The sequence below is a fragment of the Paenibacillus sp. FSL H8-0280 genome, from assembly GCF_045040665.1.
Classification (GTDB): domain Bacteria; phylum Bacillota; class Bacilli; order Paenibacillales; family Paenibacillaceae; genus Paenibacillus; species Paenibacillus xylanexedens_A.
Genome location: NZ_CP150296.1, coordinates 4,912,758 through 4,932,772 on the forward strand (window position 1 = coordinate 4,912,758; position 20,015 = coordinate 4,932,772).

Annotated in this window: 18 protein-coding genes; 7 read left to right on the top strand and 11 right to left on the bottom strand. The window is 46.3% G+C overall.

Translation table 11 applies throughout. The annotated features are described in order from the left end of the window. Positions 1-169 precede the first annotated feature (169 nt). Positions 170-877 (bottom strand): metal-dependent hydrolase, encoded by a 708-nt coding sequence (locus MHI12_RS21575; protein WP_036615169.1) that lies wholly within the window; start codon positions 875-877, stop codon positions 170-172. Positions 878-1,152: 275 nt separating this feature from the next. Here MHI12_RS21575 and nirB point away from each other — a divergent pair, with 275 nt between their 5' ends. From nirB to MHI12_RS21595, 4 genes are all read left to right on the top strand, one after another. Then, entirely contained in the window at positions 1,153-3,582 is a 2,430-nt protein-coding gene (nirB, locus tag MHI12_RS21580; RefSeq protein WP_405170254.1) for a nitrite reductase large subunit NirB, read from the top strand. Positions 3,583-3,637: 55 nt separating this feature from the next. Then, positions 3,638-3,964 carry a nitrite reductase small subunit NirD gene (nirD, locus tag MHI12_RS21585; RefSeq protein ID WP_338588038.1) on the top strand — a complete coding sequence of 109 codons (327 nt, stop codon included), beginning with the start codon at positions 3,638-3,640 and terminating at the stop codon, positions 3,962-3,964. 49 nt (positions 3,965-4,013) lie between these two features. Then, complete coding sequence (locus MHI12_RS21590; RefSeq protein ID WP_338588039.1) at positions 4,014-4,796, top strand: formate/nitrite transporter family protein; 783 nt, start codon at positions 4,014-4,016, stop codon at positions 4,794-4,796. Between the two features lie 285 nt (positions 4,797-5,081). Next, on the top strand, positions 5,082-5,711 hold the full coding sequence (locus MHI12_RS21595) for a YfbR-like 5'-deoxynucleotidase (RefSeq protein ID WP_405170255.1): 630 nt from the start codon (positions 5,082-5,084) through the stop codon (positions 5,709-5,711). On the opposite strand, the gene MHI12_RS21600 is transcribed toward MHI12_RS21595, so the two are convergent. Together MHI12_RS21600 and MHI12_RS21605 are read right to left on the bottom strand one after the other, a co-directional pair. Beyond that, positions 5,712-6,521 carry a response regulator gene (locus MHI12_RS21600; protein ID WP_211080853.1) on the bottom strand — a complete coding sequence of 270 codons (810 nt, stop codon included), beginning with the start codon at positions 6,519-6,521 and terminating at the stop codon, positions 5,712-5,714. A 4-nt stretch (positions 6,522-6,525) separates the two neighbouring features. Then, a complete protein-coding gene (locus MHI12_RS21605; protein WP_405170256.1) occupies positions 6,526-8,403 on the bottom strand; it encodes a sensor histidine kinase in 1,878 nt (625 codons plus the stop codon). A gap of 177 nt (positions 8,404-8,580) precedes the next feature. Here MHI12_RS21605 and MHI12_RS21610 point away from each other — a divergent pair, with 177 nt between their 5' ends. From MHI12_RS21610 to MHI12_RS21620, 3 genes are all read left to right on the top strand, one after another. After that, complete coding sequence (locus MHI12_RS21610) at positions 8,581-9,885, top strand: ABC transporter substrate-binding protein (protein ID WP_405170257.1); 1,305 nt, start codon at positions 8,581-8,583, stop codon at positions 9,883-9,885. A 100-nt stretch (positions 9,886-9,985) separates the two neighbouring features. Continuing rightward, positions 9,986-10,858 (top strand): carbohydrate ABC transporter permease, encoded by an 873-nt coding sequence (locus MHI12_RS21615; protein WP_405170258.1) that lies wholly within the window; start codon positions 9,986-9,988, stop codon positions 10,856-10,858. A 1-nt stretch (position 10,859) separates the two neighbouring features. Next, positions 10,860-11,684: a carbohydrate ABC transporter permease gene (locus MHI12_RS21620; protein WP_405170259.1), complete on the top strand. Its 825-nt coding sequence runs from the start codon at positions 10,860-10,862 to the stop codon at positions 11,682-11,684. Positions 11,685-11,845: 161 nt separating this feature from the next. On the opposite strand, the gene MHI12_RS21625 is transcribed toward MHI12_RS21620, so the two are convergent. Genes MHI12_RS21625 through MHI12_RS21660 form a run of 8 tightly spaced genes read right to left on the bottom strand, consistent with a single transcriptional unit; the run spans position 11,846 to position 20,015 of the window. Beyond that, the gene (locus MHI12_RS21625) at positions 11,846-13,174 is read right to left on the bottom strand and encodes an MFS transporter (RefSeq protein ID WP_405130494.1); all 1,329 of its coding nucleotides are present in this window, start codon (positions 13,172-13,174) and stop codon (positions 11,846-11,848) included. A 20-nt stretch (positions 13,175-13,194) separates the two neighbouring features. Next, entirely contained in the window at positions 13,195-13,830 is a 636-nt protein-coding gene (locus tag MHI12_RS21630) for a TetR/AcrR family transcriptional regulator (protein ID WP_036615194.1), read from the bottom strand. Between the two features lie 60 nt (positions 13,831-13,890). Continuing rightward, positions 13,891-14,658 (bottom strand): ABC transporter ATP-binding protein, encoded by a 768-nt coding sequence (locus MHI12_RS21635; RefSeq protein ID WP_047843824.1) that lies wholly within the window; start codon positions 14,656-14,658, stop codon positions 13,891-13,893. A 12-nt stretch (positions 14,659-14,670) separates the two neighbouring features. Then, the gene (locus MHI12_RS21640) at positions 14,671-17,004 is read right to left on the bottom strand and encodes an ABC transporter permease (RefSeq protein ID WP_405170260.1); all 2,334 of its coding nucleotides are present in this window, start codon (positions 17,002-17,004) and stop codon (positions 14,671-14,673) included. A 35-nt stretch (positions 17,005-17,039) separates the two neighbouring features. After that, positions 17,040-17,780 (bottom strand): thioesterase II family protein, encoded by a 741-nt coding sequence (locus tag MHI12_RS21645; RefSeq protein ID WP_405170261.1) that lies wholly within the window; start codon positions 17,778-17,780, stop codon positions 17,040-17,042. A 25-nt stretch (positions 17,781-17,805) separates the two neighbouring features. Next, positions 17,806-18,690 (bottom strand): hypothetical protein, encoded by an 885-nt coding sequence (locus MHI12_RS21650; RefSeq protein ID WP_405170262.1) that lies wholly within the window; start codon positions 18,688-18,690, stop codon positions 17,806-17,808. Next, positions 18,687-18,950 carry an acyl carrier protein gene (locus tag MHI12_RS21655; RefSeq protein ID WP_017687156.1) on the bottom strand — a complete coding sequence of 88 codons (264 nt, stop codon included), beginning with the start codon at positions 18,948-18,950 and terminating at the stop codon, positions 18,687-18,689. The genes MHI12_RS21650 and MHI12_RS21655 overlap by 4 nt, the downstream gene beginning before the upstream one ends. Positions 18,951-18,965: 15 nt before the next feature. Continuing rightward, on the bottom strand, positions 18,966-20,015 hold the full coding sequence (locus MHI12_RS21660; protein WP_100527632.1) for an HAD family hydrolase: 1,050 nt from the start codon (positions 20,013-20,015) through the stop codon (positions 18,966-18,968).

Consider the following 20,015-nt stretch of genomic DNA (forward strand, 5'->3'; position numbering starts at 1 on the left):
GATCATTGTCATTCTTGTTGTTTTATTTGTATTCGGTTCTTCCGATATTGATGACCTGACTGATTCTCCTTCTCAATCCTGAACTGGCTAGGTTATTACGATTTATTCATTATGAAATGCATACCTGTAAACGCCAGCCCACAATATGCGGGCTGGCGTTTTTGGATGGCTATAGAAATAGCGGTGAGAATGCAATCCAGGCCAAAATAAGAGTAAGCACAATGCAGACATTCTCTACAACGGCCCCACGCTTGGTCCCTGTACTCATCAGATTCACCCGTATGCGCCACTTGAGCGGTGGTAACGGACGAATACCCCGATTGGTTAGTGAATCGGCCAACAGATGCATCGCATATGCCGTGCCTCCCGCTACCCAAATCTCCGGTCCCTGCTGCTGGGTCGTGCTGTACAACAAGCCCGCCCATATTGCGGTTCCGTATAGGGTATGTGTCAGTCCCCTATGAGTCAGTGTGGTGCAGAGCATTAACAAACTGCCTGCAATCAAGTTCCACGGTGCGAACGCGTGACCATAGAAGACCAGCCCAAGTCCAATCGCAAACATCAACACTTTGCGAAGCGAACGTGAAGGCAGGAATGACACGAGCGCAATGAGGATCGCAAGCAACAGGTTCCATGGTTTGGCATGAACATAGAAGTACACAAATACAGCTGTGGGCAACAGAATCGTCTGTAACAACCTGATCAGACTGTTGGGCAAGGCTCTGGATACCAGCAGCGAATTTGGCTCATCAATGTCAGGCAATAACGAACCAATCAGAGCAACCGTAACTGCCGGTGCAGTCACCGGCATACCGGCCAACTGCAGAACAGAAAGCGACACGCCTGTCCCGATAATAAGGTGGGATCTTCCCATCATGATGCAAAAACGTCCTTTCGAAGAAATCGGGAACAATACGGCCCAGTTCCGATTTTACAACGAAAACAAAATAAGAACAATAGTTCGCATTTCTTATTTGTATGAAAATAAATATGACTTTCTGTGATAGGGCTCACACTATTATATTAATGACTCTTCTATCTTTATTAGTGAATTAAATCACATAAACTGTCGTCAACTACTTGTATAATTTCAAATATAAACCACTAAAATTGTTGGTAATGTACAGCGTCTATCCAAGGAGGCATACACACATGAACGGAAAAAAAGAGAAACTCGTTATCATAGGTAACGGAATGGCAGGAATCAGTACCGTAGAACAAATTTTGAAATTAACATCGCGATTTGATATTACCGTTTTTGGCGCAGAGCCCTACCCTAACTACAACCGCATTATGTTGTCCTATGTATTGGAAGGAAGCAAAACACTGGATGACATCGTGCTGAACGACCTTCACTGGTATGAAGATTACGGCATTACGCTGCACACAGACACAACGGTTACACGAATCGATGCCGAGACACACGAAGTTGTGACTGAAGATGGAACTCGCGTTTCTTATGACAAAATTATCATTGCAACAGGCTCCAACTCCTTCATTCTCCCCGTACCGGGACACGACAAAGAGAGTGTTGTCGGTTTCCGCGATATCGCTGATTGTAATGTGATGCTCGACGCTGCTAAACAGTACAAAAGAGCGGCCGTCATCGGGGGCGGACTGCTGGGGCTTGAAGCTGCCAAAGGTTTGGTACAACTCGGCATGGAAGTTACCGTAGTGCACTTGATGCAGGATTTGATGGAGCGTCAGCTTGATCCGCAAGCTTCAGCCATGTTGAAAGCTGAATTGGAACGTCAGGGTATCCGGTTCAAGATGGGTGCGCAGACTTCCGAACTGCTGGGCGGCGAACGCGTTGAAGGGATTCGTTTTGCAGATGATACGGTTCTGAATGTTGATTTTGTGGTCATGGCTGTAGGCATTAAACCCAATACGGCTGTAGCCCGCGAAAGCGGTATGGAAGTGAACCGGGGTATTGTCGTGGATGACTATATGCAGACTTCCCTGGAGAATGTGTATTCGGTCGGGGAATGTACAGAGCACCGCGGGGTATGTTACGGCCTCGTTGCCCCATTGTTCGAGCAAGGTATGATTCTGGCGAAACATATCTGCGGTGTGGAGACCGCTCCATATGAGGGTTCTGTTGTATCCACAAAATTGAAAATTTCGGGTGTAGACGTCTTTTCAACCGGTGAATTCATTGACAGTCCAGAGCACACCGTCATTTCACACAAAGATGACTGGAAACGGACTTACAAAAAAATTCTGCTTCGTGATAATAAAATGGTCGGCGCCGTTCTCTTCGGTGACATTACGGATTCTGCCGAATTGCAAAAACTGATTAAAAATCAAACCGAAATGACCGAAGAATTGTATGGTTCACTCATGGGTACAGGCTGCGGCGGTCATAAGAAAGCAACCTCTGTTGAAACGATGCCCGAGGACGAGATCGTCTGTGGATGTAACGGGGTAACCAAAGGAGCCATTGTTGATGTCATTACAAACCAGGGCCTTACTACTGTTGATGAAATCAAAGCCTGTACCGGTGCAACACGCTCTTGTGGTGGGTGTAAACCGGTTGTGGAACAGATTCTGCAATATGTACTTGGAGACAGTTTCAGTACTGGGGCCAAACAGGGCATCTGCGGATGTACTTCCATGGGACGGGATGAGATTGTAGCCGAGATTCGTGCAAAAGGATTACAAACAACCAAAGAGGTCATGAATGTACTGGGTTGGAGTCAACCTGAAGGTTGTTCCAAATGTCGTCCGGCGATCAACTATTACCTTGGCATGATTGCACCAGATACTCACGAAGATGAGAAAGAATCCCGTTTTGTTAACGAACGTATGAACGCGAATATTCAAAAGGATGGAACGTATACGGTTGTACCTCGAATGTATGGCGGGGTGACTACACCAGCGGACCTCAAACGTATCGCTGACGTTTCAGTCAAATATGATGTGAAAGCAGTCAAAGTTACCGGTGGTCAGCGTCTCGACTTGATTGGTGTTAAAAAAGAAGATCTGACTAAAGTCTGGGCTGAACTGGATATGCCTTCAGGGTATGCATACGCCAAATCGCTGCGTACGGTCAAAACATGTGTCGGCTCCCAATTCTGCCGATTCGGTACACAGGATTCCATGGCCATGGGTGCTCGCATTGAACGTAAATTCGAACGTCTTGATCTGCCAGCCAAGTTTAAATATGCCGTCAACGGTTGTCCGCGAAACTGTGCAGAGGCGTGTACCAAAGATATCGGTATCGTTGGTAACGACGGAGGCTGGGAAATCTTCATCGGTGGTAACGGCGGTATTAAAGCTAGACTGGCTGATTCCTTATGCAAAGTGAAAACAGATGAAGAGTTGATTGAACTGTGCGGAGCCATCATGCAATATTACCGCGAGACAGGTAACTATCTGGAACGGACTTCCGAGTGGGTGGAACGCATGGGTCTGGAGCATATTCGTTCGGTTGTCGTGGATAACCTTGAGGAACGTAAAGCGTTGATGCAGCGGATTGAATTTGCACTTGAGCATGTTGAAGAACCTTGGCAAAAAGCGATTCGCAATGAGGAAGGCCAAAGCAAAATGTTCCATGGTATCGAAGTATCGGCTCGTCCATAAGCAAGCTTGCAGGATTAATACTGGAGAATGTTAAATAGATAAGGAGTGGTTTAAGATGACGACAAAACAATCAGGCATCTACTTCCCCGCCGGAGTAGTTGAAGAATTCCTGCCACGAATCGGAAGAGTAGTTGAGATTCGGGACCATCAGCTTGCTGTCTTTCGTGCATCGGATGGCACCATCTTCGCCGCTGATAATCACAACCCCCACCCCAAGGGTGGGCCGCTGGCTGAAGGCATCGTGTCCGGGCATTATCTGTACGATCCGCTGTATGATTGGAAAATTGACCTGACTACCGGTGTTGTGCAAGCACCCGACAATGGGCAAGTGCAAATGTATCCGGTGAAGGTAGAGAACGGCCAAGTCTGGATTGAAATATAGCTCCATCGAAACGTTCAAAGATTGATGCAAAATAATGGGGGAAACCGTGATGTATACACCAAGTGTTGAGGGAATTATTGAAGCTGCGGTTAAAAAACGGGATCAGATGAACTCAAATCTTTCACGCTACATGGTTGCCGCCTTAATGGCGGGTGCCTATGTAGGGCTTGGCATCGTACTGATCTTCAGTATTGGTGCCCCGCTCCTAGCGGCACAGTCACCACTGCAAACCATGTTGATGGGCATGTCCTTCGGACTCGCCCTCACGCTGGTCATTTTTGCCGGATCGGAACTGTTTACAGGCAACAACATGTTTTTCACCATGAGCACGCTCGCAGGCCGGACCACAGTTAAAGATACACTGAAAAACTGGGGACTCGTTTTCCTCGGCAATCTGTTAGGTGCGATCCTGCTCAGCCTGCTTATTGTAGGCAGCGGCCTGTTCAAAACGGCTGCGCCCGAACATCTTCTATTTGTCGCTTCTGCCAAAAAGATGGCCGCTCCCGTATCGGAGTTGTTCTTCCGCGGCATTCTCTGTAACTGGCTTGTCTGTCTGGCGATCTGGATGGCTGCTCGCACCAAAGAAGATATCGCCAAAATTGCGCTCATCTGGTGGTGTCTGTACGCCTTTATTGCAAGTGGGTATGAGCACAGTGTTGCCAATATGACTTTGCTGTCTTTATCCTGGCTGCTGCCAAACCACCCGGATACCATTACTCTGGCAGGCTGGTTTCATAACATGATCCCGGTGACGCTTGGTAATATCATCGGCGGTGCCCTCTTTGTTGGAATGGCGTACTGGTATACTTCTCCGGTACGTAAAAAGTCATAATGCTTGATTCAACTGTACTTATGTAGCGCTAGAGCACAACATCTACACACTGAAGCCACGATGGATGCCGAACTCACGTTCAGTCACACATCGTGGCTTTTTATTGTTTGTCGATAAGCTACGTACTTTCTCCTACGTCTCCCTTTCATCCTCTCGTCCTTCTATAGAGAATTAAAACTTCATTTTACCTTCGGCGCTATCCGCGTTAATCCACAGTTGACATAACTGGCGTATAGTCGATGGATACTCACACTTATACTCAATCAGCAAAGGATGAACGCTTATATGGGAATTCACACGTACTTCAGGTCACTGAATGATCTTGAACGTATTATTCGTACACCTGGCAAATTCAAATTCGAAGAACACAGCGTATCCGCTCATTCCTGGAAAGTGGTACAGTACGCCAAAACGCTCGCAGATATTGAGGAGCAACATGGAGTCACCATTGATTGGAAGAAGTTATACGAAATTACGAGCAGTCATGATTATGGCGAAATCTTCATCGGTGATATCAAAACACCCGTGAAACATTTTTCACTGGAGCTGCGTTCGATGCTGCAAAAGGTGGAAGAAGGCATGGTTGAACATTTTATTAATGAAAATATTCCTGAAGAGTTCCAGCCTATCTTCCGCAGACAGCTGCGTGAGGGCAAAGACCAATCGGTTGAAGGACTGATTCTCGAAGTCGCAGACAAGATGGATCAGGTATATGAAGCCTTTGCTGAGCTCCAACGTGGCAATACGGAGAAAGAATTTATCGTTATGTACCGTTATGCCTTGGTCAAAATCAAAAATATCGACCTCCACTGTGTGCAGTATTTCCTGGAACAGATTCTCCCCGACATGATCGAAGAAGGCATCCGCTCCCCGTTTGATATTCGCAAAATAACCGAAGAAGCTCTGGCCCAGTAATCAGCTCAAGTCAACATGGTTCTCATCATCCATGGACAGGGCTTTTTTTCGTTCCTGCAGTTGCAGTCGGTACTCGCTGGGGTACATGCCCGTTTTGTTTTTGAAAATCCGGCTGAAATAGTGGGAATCACTATACCCTACCGCTCCACCAATGGTCTTGATATCCATATTCTCATGAGTAACGAGCATGCGTTTTGCTTCATTAATCCGAAGACCTGTCATATATTTCAACGGGGTCTCACCCGTTACTTTCTTAAAACACTTCCCCAGATAGTCCACACTAAAATGCATCTGTCCCGCCATGTCCTGGAGTGTAATCTCATGCATGTAATTCTGCTTCAAATACAACTTAACGGCCTCTGCGATATCCTCCGGCTTCACCTGTTCATCCAGCACGGCACTGACATGGGCAAGCGAATCCACAGCGCTCCCAAGCTTCAATTCCATCGCATCCAGCAGTGTACGAAGCTGTTCTTCCGATAATGGTTTGAGCAGATAATCCTCCACCTTGTAACTGATCGCCTGTCGTGCATATTCGAATTCATGATAACCACTCAGAATGACAATTTTCACATGCGGATAGGCAAAATACAGATGTTTGGCGAGTTCCAATCCGTTCATCACCGGCATCTGAATATCGGTTACAACCAGATCAGGAACGGAATGTTCGATCAGCTGTAACGCTTCCTGACCGTTCCTCGCCTCACCGATCACCTCGAACCGGGTGCCCAACTCTCTGAATTTGCGTGAGACATTCCGGCGAATCAGGGCTTCATCTTCCACAATAATCGTTCTATATTTGATTGTCATGGGTTCAGTCATGCTCCTTTCGAATGGAACCACCTATGGTAATCTGGACACCGCCGGAAGGCTTGTTCGTAATCTGCATGTGGGCTGCCGTGCCATACCATAATTTCAATCGGACCCATATATTCTTGAGTCCCATACCGTTAATTTCGAGGTCAGGCATCCGCTCCCACTCCTGTGACTGTTCAATGTAATGCATGATCTTGGCAAGTGCCTCGGGTTCCATGCCAGGTCCGTTGTCTTCCACGTGGATCTGCCAGGTTTGCTGTACTGCATCCATATCTCCAGTGATATTTAGTTTCCATGGAGGGGTATCACCTAGTCCATATTTCATGGCATTTTCGAGTAGTGGTTGTACCATCAGCATCGGAACCTGGATATGTTGCATTTCATCCGGAATATGAAACTCGTAGTGCAGATCATCTTCAAACCGGATCTTCATACACTCCAGATACCGCTCGCAATAATCCAGTTCCTGAGACAGTGGAACCCCGTTCTTACCCGGAGTAGAAATATAACGGAGCATGGATGCAATATGACCACAAAACGCGACAATCTGCTCATTCATGCCTTCTTCCGCCATGATGCTAATATTCGTGATGTTGTTGTAGAGAAAATGCGGGTTCATCTGGGATTGTAACGCCAGTAATCTCGCTTCTGTCTCCTGAGATTTCATCGCCAGCCTGTCCTGAAACGATTGCACAAGCTGTTGATTCAGCCGGATAAACGTATCATTCAGCTCATCCATCTCCCGAATAGAACCGGGATGCTCCAGCTTGAACAACTGACCGGAATCCTGACCCGATACCAGATCATTCTCACCCGTTTTCTGAATAATGCGCTGCAAGCGATGCAGCGGCAAAGTAACCCGTTTGGAGATCAGATACGAGAGAACCAGGATCAGCATGAGAGTAGCTAATGTGGCACCGATAAACATCACCGCCATCCGGTTGAGACTCGCAAAAAGGGACTGTTTGGACTGCATGACAATAACGGTCCATCCCGTCTCCTGTGACGTCATGTACGTCATCATTTGTTTGGACTGACTCAAAGGATCGGTAATCTCCTGCATCGTATCAGGCGGAAATGAAAGATTTTGAATCAAGTCCACATCATCAAAATGGCCTGCTTGGGAAGCATCGGCATCCGAAGAAAGTGGGTACAACCGTGTATTTTGTTCATCCACTACATAGATCCGAAGATCGTTGTTATTGGTCTGCAATTCATTCAAATGCTGAAACAGGGTTCCGGCATCCTGCAAAATCTCAACGACGCCCTGACTGACATAATTGCCATCTTTGTATACCCGGGTAAGCGAAATGTAGGGTTGATCCGATTTCCCCTCACCGGTCGGCATGGGCAAAGCTCCCCCCTCTAACAATTGGATCACCCGCCATCCACTCCGCTCCCAGGTTTCCTTGTACCACGGTCGCTGAGTCAGGTCTACCGACAGTTGACCGTTGAATGCACCCGCTCCCAGCATCTTGCCATTCACATCATAGATATTGGCCTGCTTGGCTGTATTGGAGCTGCTGATGATCGCGAGAATAACATCAATTAGTGTGGTTGTATCCTTATACAATGCCGGATCACTCGTCATTGTCTGCTCGCTATCCTCCGCTGGTGCCAAGTAGTGACTGAAGTGTTCTTTGACCAGATTGGAGTACACGATATTCATGGAGAAGTTGTTCATTTTCACCACTTCCTGATCCAGGTTACTGACGATGGATACCCCCAGTTGTCTCTGCTGTTCTTCACTTCGATGACGAATGTCACTTGCAAGAAAAACATACAGAAGCCCCGCCACAATCAGCGAAAAGATAATAAATACCGCAGAGTAATAGGCAAACAGACTTTGCTGAAGCGTTCCAAATCGATATCGCAATCCCCACACACCTCGTCCTATGATGATATCTGTCACACCATTCGAAAATGTCCACCCAACAGAACGCTTTTGTCTATTGAGCACATCCTCTGTTCACAGTAAAGTTATCCACATAAGAATACGCTTACATTAAGCGTTTCGGCAAGTGACAATTTTCTTTATATTCCGGGAGGTTCAATGATGAGAAAACGATTTCTATTTTCGCTTGCAAGTGTGCTCCTGCTCTCCACCCTGCTGCTTGCCGGGTGCAACTCAGGTACAAGTACGGAAGGTTCGGGTAAGGTGACTCTCACGTTTGGAACAAGCCAATCCGGTATTCCGCGTACAGGCATCATGCAGACGATGGCCAAGGAATATGAGCAGGAGACGGGTGTCAAAATTGACTTCCAGGTCGTCCCTGACGCACAGTGGCGTGACCTGATCAAGGTGAAGCTGGCCTCTGGCGAAGCACCTGACATTTTCAATGTCGATGTGGACCCACTGAGCATGCCGGCTAACGTAAGACCGGAGGAAAATGCGATTGACTTGACCAATGAGGAATTCACAGGTCGGATGTCTGAAGAGATTTTGCCAACCGTTAGTCACAATGACAAGGTGTACGGGGTTTCTTTTGCGCCAACGAAAATCTGGTATGTGTACTATAACAAACGTATCTTCCAAGAGCTCGGCATAGAACCTCCTACATCCTATGCCGAATTCAAGGCAATCAGCCAGAAAATTAAGGATAAAGACATTATTCCGTTCTATCAAGCACCTGCCAGCGGGTGGTATCAGGTTCTGCCTTTGTTCGAAACGGGGCCCAACTATGAGCAAACAACAGCAGGAACCTACGAGAAGCTGAACAATAATGAGATGAAAGTCGCAGATATGACACAGCTTAAGACGGTCATTGAACAATTGAAGGAATTTGCGGATCTCGGTTATTTCGGCAAAGACTTCTTGTCCAATACCGTTGAAGCGGGCATTGAAGCGTTTGGTCAGGAGAAAGCCGCGATGTTGCTGCGGGTTCCAGGGACGGAAAAGGAAGTTTCCGAAGCGTATCCGGAAATGGAAGACAATATGGGATTCTTCGTCATGCCGTGGGGAGATAATCAAACGATTGGTGTGAATCCGGGCGGATCGGCTGCGATGTTTGGTAACAAAAACAGTAAACATCCTGAAGAAGTGCTGAAATTCTTCCGCTGGATTACAGAGCATGATCATCTGCAACGTGTGTTCGATGAAGGTGAAGGTAATCTAACGATCTGCTGGCCGGAAATCGAACCAAAGCTGACACAGGACTATATTGATTATGAGAAAAATCATGAAAAAGGTACGGTCATGCAGGCCGCTGTGAAATATATTGATCCACAATGGATGGATATTGGCAAAGACTTGTCAGGCATGTTCGCTGGCGCAATGACACCGGATCAGATTTTGCAAAATATTGATAAACGTCGTGCTGAACAAGCCAAAGTGCTGAAAGATGAGAAGTGGCAGTAAAAGCGCGTATTTCAAGTAAATATAAACGCTGAACAACCTTACATGCAGCGGGCATTTGCCCGCTTGTGTATTTTGGCAGGAAGGAAAGGTGTTACGGATTATGAATACAAACAAAATCTATCCCTGGTATTTCTCATCTGGAGCGATTGTATTATATCTGCTGTTCATCGTTGCTCCCGCCCTGCTGGGCATCTATTACTCCTTCACCGACTGGAACAGTTATAGTTCGGAGAAGAACTTTATCGGTCTGGAGCATTTCCGCACCATTCTGGCGGGTGATCCGACCTATCTGCTTTTTATCAAAAATACAGTCCTGTTCACCCTCGTTACATCCATCGCCAAGACGGTTCTCGGCTTGTTTCTGGCCCTGCTGCTGGTCAGCGGTGTAAAGGCCGCGAATCTGCACCGGATGATCATTTTCTCCCCGCAGGTGCTGTCGTTTCTGATTGTTGGGCTTGTGTTCAAAAGTCTGCTTGACCCCAACAACGGGTTCGTTAACGTGACCCTGCGTTCCATGGGACTGGACGTTCTCGCACAGAATTGGCTGGGTTCCCTGACCTGGGCCATGCCATCCATCATGGCAGTGGACACGTGGAAGGGCATGGGGTACATCATGGTGCTGTTCATCGCCGGACTGCTCGCCATCCCCCGCGATTATTACGAGGCAGCATCCATTGATGGCGCCGGGTTCGGGCAGAAGCTGTTCCGGATCACGATTCCGATGCTGATGCCTACCATTACCATCGCCACGGTGCTTAATATTACGTACGGGCTGAGAGTATTCGATGCCGTATACGTGTTAACCAATGGTGGCCCCGGTAACGCGACAGATGTGATTAACACGGCGGTCTATTCCTCTTTTGCCAAAGGGTATTGGGGGCTAGGGAGTGCGCTATCTACCATTCTGTTTGTCATCATGGCGATCATCTCCTTTTTCATCATTCGTTTGATGAACCGAAAGGTGGAATACTGACATGCGATTGAGAAAAAGATTGGCTTCGATCGGGTTAAATGCACTCGCCTGGCTGCTTAGCCTGGTGGTCCTGATTCCTTTTGTGGTCATTGTACTGAATTCATTCAAGTCGGACGCCGAGGCCAAAGTGCTAAAACTGACGCTGCCCGAGAAGTTTATTTTCGAAAATTACAAAATCGTCTATGAACAGGGACATTTAGGCGGTTCCTTTTTCAACAGTCTGCTGCATTCCGGGGCTTCTTCCCTGCTACTGGTGTTTGTTGTGGCCTTCTCGGCCTTCACGTTATCACGCAACCATTCGAGGCTCAGCAAGTTTCTGTACTTCTTCCTGATTCTTGGCATCACCCTACCGCTCAACTACATTCCGCTGATGGAAGTCATGAAGTCCATGAGCATGATCAATTCACATGTCGGCATGATTCTGCTCTATACGGCTATGGGTATTCCAATCTCGCTGTTCATTACGTATGCGTTTGTGTCTAACATCCCGAAGGAACTGGATGAAGCCGCAATCATGGACGGATGTAATGGGATCAAGCTGTTCCTGCGAATCATTGTACCTTTGTTAACCTCGGTGCTGGTAACGGTATTTGTTCTTAATTTCCTGAGTGTCTGGAATGAGTTTACTGCCCCACTCTATATGCTGAATACAGTGGAGATGTGGCCGATGACGCTGGCTGTATATAACTTCTTCGGGCAATTCAGTGCCCAGTGGAATCTGGTTAGTGCCGATATCGTGCTTACGTCATTGCCTGTGTTGATTGTGTTCCTCATTGGGCAAAAGTATATTGTAGGAGGACTAACTTCAGGGGCGGTTAAAGGGTAAGCTCCACCGACAATCCAAATACACAAACCTTCTTGTCTAAGTACATCTTCTGACTCCTCAGCACAAAAAAGCCCTTGTCTGCTCATCGTGTGAACAACTTCTTCGTACAGAAGAAGTATCACACGCTGCTGCGGACAAGGGCTTACGTTGTTGGATTCGAATTAATCGTGCGCCAACCCGCCAACATCGGATGGAGCCGCTATATCTGGGCTCTGCTCCAGAGATTTGATCATTTTCAAACGGGATGTGATTATTGCGATCAGAATAACAAACAGACCCGCGATGATAAACAGAAAGGCAATACCTCTCCCTGGCCCAGTTCCAATAATTTGACCAACAGACGAAGCCAGTGCTCCCCCCTCCATCAGCAACGGATTAAACACATGGTCGGCCAGAAATCCAGCCAAACTGTACGCGATAATAAACCCGAGTTGTGACAGAATACCAATGATTCCCCATACCCTGCCCTGCTTTTCGTTGGCGATATTGTTTCTTACCAGTACATCTGCGCTCATATTAACAAACGGCAGCGATGACAGGAACAGAAAACCTGCGAAGATAATAAAATAAATGTTGGTGGATATCCCCAGAAGCGAGAAGGACAAACCGCACAAAATCAGACCCATCACAAGCACACTTGCGTATCTCTTTGTTATTGTAAATATGCCGATGCACAAGCTGCTAATCAGCATGCCGATGGCACTAACAGACTGAAACGTTCCAAGTGTCTTTGCATCCGTGAATGACAGAAGCATCGGACCAATGAGTGTCTCCAGGAATCCCAGATAAAAGGTGACAAGTGAAATAATCACCACCAGCAACAGTACTCCCTTGTTGGTTACAACTTCTCTCCAGCCCTCTTGAATATCGGTGATCCAGTTTTTGCCTTCTCGATCCTCTCGCTCCACCTTCATGCTCTTCCGAATAACCAGCACAGCCAGAATGGCAACCAGGAATGTCAGAATATTAATGACCAGAATGACTTCAATGGTTGTTATACTAAGCAGAATGCCCGCAATGATGGGTGAAAACAGAAACTTCGAGGACTCAGCCAGTTGTACAAGACCGCTTCCTTTCGAGAATTGATCCTTATCCAGCAGGTCCGTAGCAGAGGCCTTATACGCCGGGCTCTGCAACGCGGAAAACACGGAACTAAAGGCCACTCCCACATAGATATGCCATAATTGGATATCTCCTGTGAGCATAATGGACAGAATGAAAATCAATCCGGCTGCCGACCCCAGGTCGCCGATAATCATCATCGTTCGACGGTCGAATCGGTCTGCCAGTACCCCTCCAATAGGTCGAAGCAGGATATTCGGCAGAAACGTGAATAAGGTAATCAATGCAACACTTGTTGCTGTATTCGTTTTTTCGAAGGCATACACCCCCAGGGAGAAGGCTGTAAGTCCAATCCCAATCATGGAGATGAGCTGACCGAACCATACTACCAGAAACTTTTTAAATGATTTTTGAACGGTATGTTCCATGGATGATACTCCTTTCTCGGCTAACCTTGATTCGGAAAATAAAGACGAGTGACGTAGGCGAAGCTTCCTTGTTCTGCTCCCAGCACACGTTCCATAATATGTGTGAATGCTTCAACCTTTTTTTGGAGTTCTTCCTCCTCCCATTGAAAGATGCCTCGATCCAGCAAAAATTGTGACGATACGAGCAGGAATTCGATGGATTCCTTTGGGTTAGGTGTATGAAATACCCCCTCCTGAATGCCCTGCTCTACCACCTCGGCCAAGATGGGACTTAATCGAATTACCGTCTCTACAAGACTCTTTTGGTGCATCTCCACATTATGAACACTGTGCAATTGCTCGATGAGATCATGTTTTCTGCCGTCAGGCTGATTCTGCGCCATCATGATGCGAAAAATTTTGTCATGGGCGTTCAGTTTGGGATCGGACACCACGTGCCTGGCCGATGCCTCCCCACTCAGAATAAAACGCATAACAATGGCGTTCATAACCTCTTCCTTGGACTGAAAATAATAATAAAATGTACCCTTGGCAATGTTGCACGCCTGAAGGATATCCATGACCGTAGCTTTGGTGTACCCCTTTGTTATGAACAGAATCTCGGCGGCATCCAAAATCTCGTTCCTGCGTTCTTCCGGGTTTTTTATCAGTCTCATATCCTGGCCTCCGATACGTTCGACCGACTGTCGGTCTATTGTAGTCATGGAGTTCTTGTTTTAGAACCCCATTTCAGTCAACCATTGCGCCAAATGGCTTTCCCTTGTTTTCAGATCCTGACGCTCTCTTGCATATTTTCCAATATTTCTGTCTGCAACCAGCTTACCGTCCATCATAAACAGTACACGCTCCGATCTGGCAGCGACTTTCACATCATGGGTCACCAGCAGAATGGTTGTACCCGTTGCATTAATATCTCCCAGAATATCCATGATTTCATACGTTGATTTGGAATTCAGCGCCCCCGTTGGTTCATCGCCGAATAAAATATCTGGATTATTAATCAGCGCACGGCAGATGGCAATCCGTTGAAGCTGTCCGCCTGAGGCTTGGGTGATGTTATGCCCAGCAAGCTCATCAATCCCCATTTTTTTCATTAATGACATTGCCCGTGTATTAATCGTTTCTCTGCTGCTATTCTTGGCCAGATACGCGGAAAGTACGATATTGTCTAATAGATTCAGATTCTTGAGCAGATGAATATTTTGAAAGATGAATCCCATCTTGGTCAAACGTAGACTTGCCAGATCCCTCTCCTCAAATGCCGATATTTTTTTGCCATTAAAATAGACACTTCCAGCACTAATCTGATCCATACCACTTATGTTGTACAGTAAGGTAGACTTGCCTGAGCCAGATGGCCCCATGATGGAAACAAATTCTCCCTTTTTTAATTGAAGGTTGATATCTTTCAAGATGTTATGTTCTTCATTCTCGCCGATCGCTACCGATTTATTCACGTCTTTAGCCTCAAGTATAGTTGTCATCGTTGATCCTCCCTATTCGACAATCATTTTGGATATGCTCGTTTCCTTGATCGATTGGATACTAATCCATGCTGTCAGTACAATCGTGCCCGCAAGTAACAATGGACACAAAATATATGCCTGTAACGGGTTAACAACAAAAACAATATTGGAAGCTCCGAACGTCGACATAATGGCACTAACCAGCAACGGACCCAACGTATTGGACAATATCGTTCCAGTAACAACCCCTAAGATTAATATGACAAGTGACATCACGACATACTTGAACTTGATTTTAGACAAGGCAAACCCAAGGCTTCTTAGTACAGCAATGTCGTTGTTGTCCTTGGCTACTAACATCTGAAGGAACAGTGCTGTAATTAAAATAGATATGAAGACACCGATGACCAAGGCTAGCATCGTCACCAATTTCAATTGTTGGATGGTTCCGCCTAACGTCTGATCCAGATAACCTTGAAGATCGGTTACTTTGGCTGGCGAGAAAGCCGCCTCATATTCAGCAATTTTGGTAGCCATGTCCCCGCGATTATTCAGATCCAAACTGACCACATACCACAACACACTATCCTTGTTGTAAGGCAATAAGGCCTTCGCCGTTTTCCCACCATTCGTAACGTCCTGGTATATTCCGCTGACCGTCATCATCTGGTCCTTGCCATTAACCAGCAAGGTAAGTTGCTCACCAGTCTTCAGGCGCAGCTCGCTACTGTTGGCATCAGATAACGCAATTTCATTCTCGGTTGTTGGCGCATTACCGCTAACATAAGACAATGGGAAAATACTGAAATCCCCAGTTTCTACACTCAGATTGTCGTAACTTCCTTCCGCATTTTTAATCTTGAACTGGCTTGTTACCAATGGGGAATACGTTTTGATGTCTTTATCATTTTGGATCTGGGCAACCAGATTGTCATAACGCTGCTCCACATCATCTGTGTGCCTCAAGTCAATGCGAATATCACTTTGTCCAACACCCATATAAGAGATAAAACTTGGCGCCTGCAAAGTGTTCAGGAAGTTGACCGGCACAATCATGATAAATGAACTGACTACAAAGACAAATAACAATAATCGGAACATCTTGATTCGCTGTATCACTTCCTTCAGACCAAGAAAGACAGGTACGGAAGACCAGCGATTGCGGGACAAACTAAGCCGGTTTCGAATGATCTGTGTATCTCCCAGGCTCCCGGTACGGAGAGCATCCACCGCGGAGATGGAACGAAAACGCCGCAGTACCGTTCGACAGAACAGAACAACCATCGCAAATATGATTCCAGCGGCTAATAACGGAATCGCGAAATGCAACAGGGTTGCAGGTGCTTTTCCCATATACAACATGATGTTGGAAACAAATAATCTGTTAACGCCAAGTGATGCAATGTAACCAAGCACGGATGCAAATCCGGCCATAAATACATACTTCATCAGATACAGTCTCTTAATATCCTTCTCTGCGATTCCAATCGCTTTCATGACACTAATCTCACGGTAATCCTCTTCGATGGTCGCAAGCATCGTGAATCGGATGCAGAGCATGGCAATCAGAATCAGCACAAGACTGACCAAAATAATAACGGCTGCAATAACTCCGTCGGTCATCGCATTCAATACCTGGAACAGCCCATAGGTTACGACTGGACCCGCGTTGGGAAGTCCGGCATTTTGGTAAGCCTGGGTAAATTCACTCGTCAGTCCGGGATCCGTCAACCGGAATTCAATGAGATACTCCATCTCTCCCACGCTCTGCTTCAGTTCCTGCAAATTCCCTTCACTCACGATAAAACGTTTGGAGTGCACAACCGATGGATTCATCTGAGCATCACGGACAAAATCAACGATGGTGTAAGAACGCTCAAATTGACCATTATCGATCCGAACCTGGTCGCCCACGCTCAATTTTTTTTGCTGCATGTAATATACCGGAACCGCGATCTCGCCATCGTTAACCTGAATAATCTCACTGTCCAGATTCAACAAATAGTCGAAACCCTGATTCTGTGTAACAAAGTCAATGTCCATAACGCTGTTCTTTTCGGACTCTGTTCCGAGAAACAGATTAGAGCCGTCAATGTTAACCATTTCCACAATCTGATGCTGCTGGACCATGGCATTTTCTTCAGCCCATGTGTTCACTTTGACCTGATCAAGTTCTCCGGCATGCATTTGCACAAAGTGTGGTGTTTTGGATTCAGAAAATAGATATTGGATGGAACTCGTCAGTTCCATAATCATTCGTGACCCCGAAGATACCAGCAAGGCGGCCAGCAGTACAAAAATAAATAACGCAGCGGTAATCCCTTTTTTTCTCGTTATATCGTTTCTCAGCATTCGTAGCAGCATAAACGAACATGGCTCCTCTCATCTACAAGTTGTTCCTATTTATCTGGAGTCATAAAGCTTGTCAGACAATGCGCCACCGTTGAAGGTTGATGCATCATGAACATGTGAGCACCCTCTTTGATGGTTTGAAGCTTCATGGATGTGCCAAAATATCGGCCCCATCTCAACGCTGATTGAAGGGTAACGGTACGATCCCGTTCTCCCCACAGATACAATACCGGCAAAGAGAGCGGCTCATATTCAAGCGTTGCTGCAGATTCCAGCATCCTGAAATCCGCCCGGATGACGGGCAGAAAATAATTCAACAATTCTTTTTCATGTATCAGTTCTTGCGGAAGAGCTTCATAGGAAAACAGATGATCAATCAGATTTTCGTCTGACATCTGATCATAATTCTGCATCCCGCATTCGTCAGGCGTGTTGCAGGCAGATAACACAAGCCGTAGCGTTTTAGCTACATCTGGACGTTCCTGACATAAGCGTTGCGCAACGAAGTAGGCTGTAATCCCTCCCAGACTATGTCCAAATAACAGACTGCCAGGCTGTATAACATCCAGCAGCTTGCTGGTATACAGTTCTACGAGTTGCTGCATATGCTCCAGGGGAGTTTCGGTGTTCAGACCATGACCCGGGGGCGTAAACGCCCAAATTTCCGTGTCAGGAAGGTACGGCACTAGGGGCTGAAAACTGTTGGAGTTGCCACCGAGATAAGGAAAACAGACCACTTGTCTGTTTCCCTCCCCCTTTTGTAGCTGCTCCAAATAGATCGGTTCCATCACTTATCCACCACCATAACCAGGCTTACTTTCTTTCCAGAACATATGCAGGGAATGTCTGAAGTGAAGTATCCACATTTTTACGCTTGAAGATGACATGTATGACAATAGCTGATATTGCAAAAAAGAAGAATTGCATAATCTGAACTTGCGGATTAAAGTAGTACAAATCAATTTGACTTCCTGTGGCTACAAGCCAGAATGCAAGCAGATAAAACAGAAGTGTACCTTTGGTTGCATTGAAGATATAACTTTGGAACACGATAAATGCCATAAGCTGAACAACGTAGTATATGTAAGTGGTTGAGGTGCCAAAAGAGGAAATCAAGTATCCCGGAAGCACCCATAATCCGAACAACAGGCCGGTAATCAGACCACTTGTTATATTATTTTTTAACTTCCCTTGCAAGAATGGAAGCAAAAATCCGATCCAACCAAACAGCCCACCAATCAGCCCCGTCTCTTTGATCAGATTCACAATCCCCAACCAGATCATTTCAGGTACACTATATGTCAACTCAGGGACCGGTATGCCGAATAACAAGGAACCAAAGTGCATTGTTGATGCAAAGATGATGGAAATTCCAATAATGAGCGGTATCCAGAACAGGTCCTGTCTGCGCGGAACCAGCTTCATAAATATTCCTTTTAATGCTTCCTTTCCGCCCATTACATAACATGTAATTAATCCGGCAATAGAAGGTGAATACAGAGCAACGATCGCAAGTGGATGCATCAAGGTTAACTCACCTGTTATGGGTACAATAAAATCCGCAAAGAACATGAACAAACTTGCGATTCCATAACATGTGCCAAAGGAAATTCCCAAAAACAAATACATATATTTGTTGGACGGGCTGGTTGCCGGACTTGTGACTGGACGAATGGATGCCTGATTAGCTGTAATCATAGTGCCGCCTCCTTCTCAGTCAACTTTCTCTCAATAAGATCATGCAAACGGTTAATCGTGCAGAAATTAGCCAAATCCAGATCTTCATTTGCTATCTCAATCTGGAATCTACGCTCTACAAAGTCCACCAAACGCATCGCAAAGAGCGAATTGACGAACCGCTGCTCAAAATAATTGTCATTATCATTAATTTGAGTGTCCTCATGATCCATGGTGAGGTTGTTCCCGATAAACTCCCGAATTTCCTGACGATAATCCACTGCCCTTCCCCCTTGTTATTGATGTTGCCCCTCGGGCACTAAAACCTCAATGTAATCTGGAAACTCTACAGCCTGCTGCAAATCATGATAAAACAGTACTCTTCCTTCCTGATCTGCGGATTGCTGCTTGAAACCGGCAAAGCGATAGCTGATATTCATCATTCGGTTCCTTCCGGTATCCCTGAAGTCCGCAAGCATCTGTTTGCCCTGCTTCTGAGCTTCACGCATGATATACGTTAGCAGCACACTCCCTGCTCCCCTGGACATCACTCTGCAAGACATCAGAAGCATGTTTAACCGCCATACTTTCTGCTGCATGTGAATTAGTGCGAGCCCAATTTTGCCATACGTTCCGTATTTGTCTTCGAGTTCACACACCAATAACATATGGTCCTGCGAGGTCATCAGTTGATGCAGCTCCTCGTAACTGTAGGTAATTCCCGTTGCATTTAGCTGATTGGTACGAACGGTAAGTTCCTCTGCACGTTGAAGATCATCCTCAGTAGCCTCGTAGATGGAAAATTTCATGCCGAGCGTAGCCAGAAATTGTTCTGAAGGTCCTTCATACTGTTCCTCAGCCTGTTTACGGAGTGTATCCGCCTGATACATCTGCCTTCTGCACGCAGAGTCGGCTGTAATGAATCGTGGCATCAGCCTTGGGTCATCAAGCATGGTTTCATATTGATCCGCATGAAGTACCTGAATGTCAGCATGTACACTTTGTACTTCTTCCAGTTCAAAAGGTTGATCATCCACAAACAAAATGGCATCCATGCCGATATTAATGTTCTGCTGAATCCGCTGAACAGAGACGGACTTTGCATCCCAATGGATTTCGGGATATAGAAAATATTCGGCGATGCCCAGTTCGTTTAGTTTCGCCCAAGCCAACTCTGCATCATTTTTACTGGCAACAGAATGCAAAATACCTCGCTGGTCCAGTTTTTCAATCACCTCCTTTAAGCCCGGCTTCAGTTGCACATCTGCAGATTCAAGCAAAACTCCATCCCATATGGTGTGGTCCAGATCCCAAACGATACACTTGATATCCTTGAGCTTTTCCAT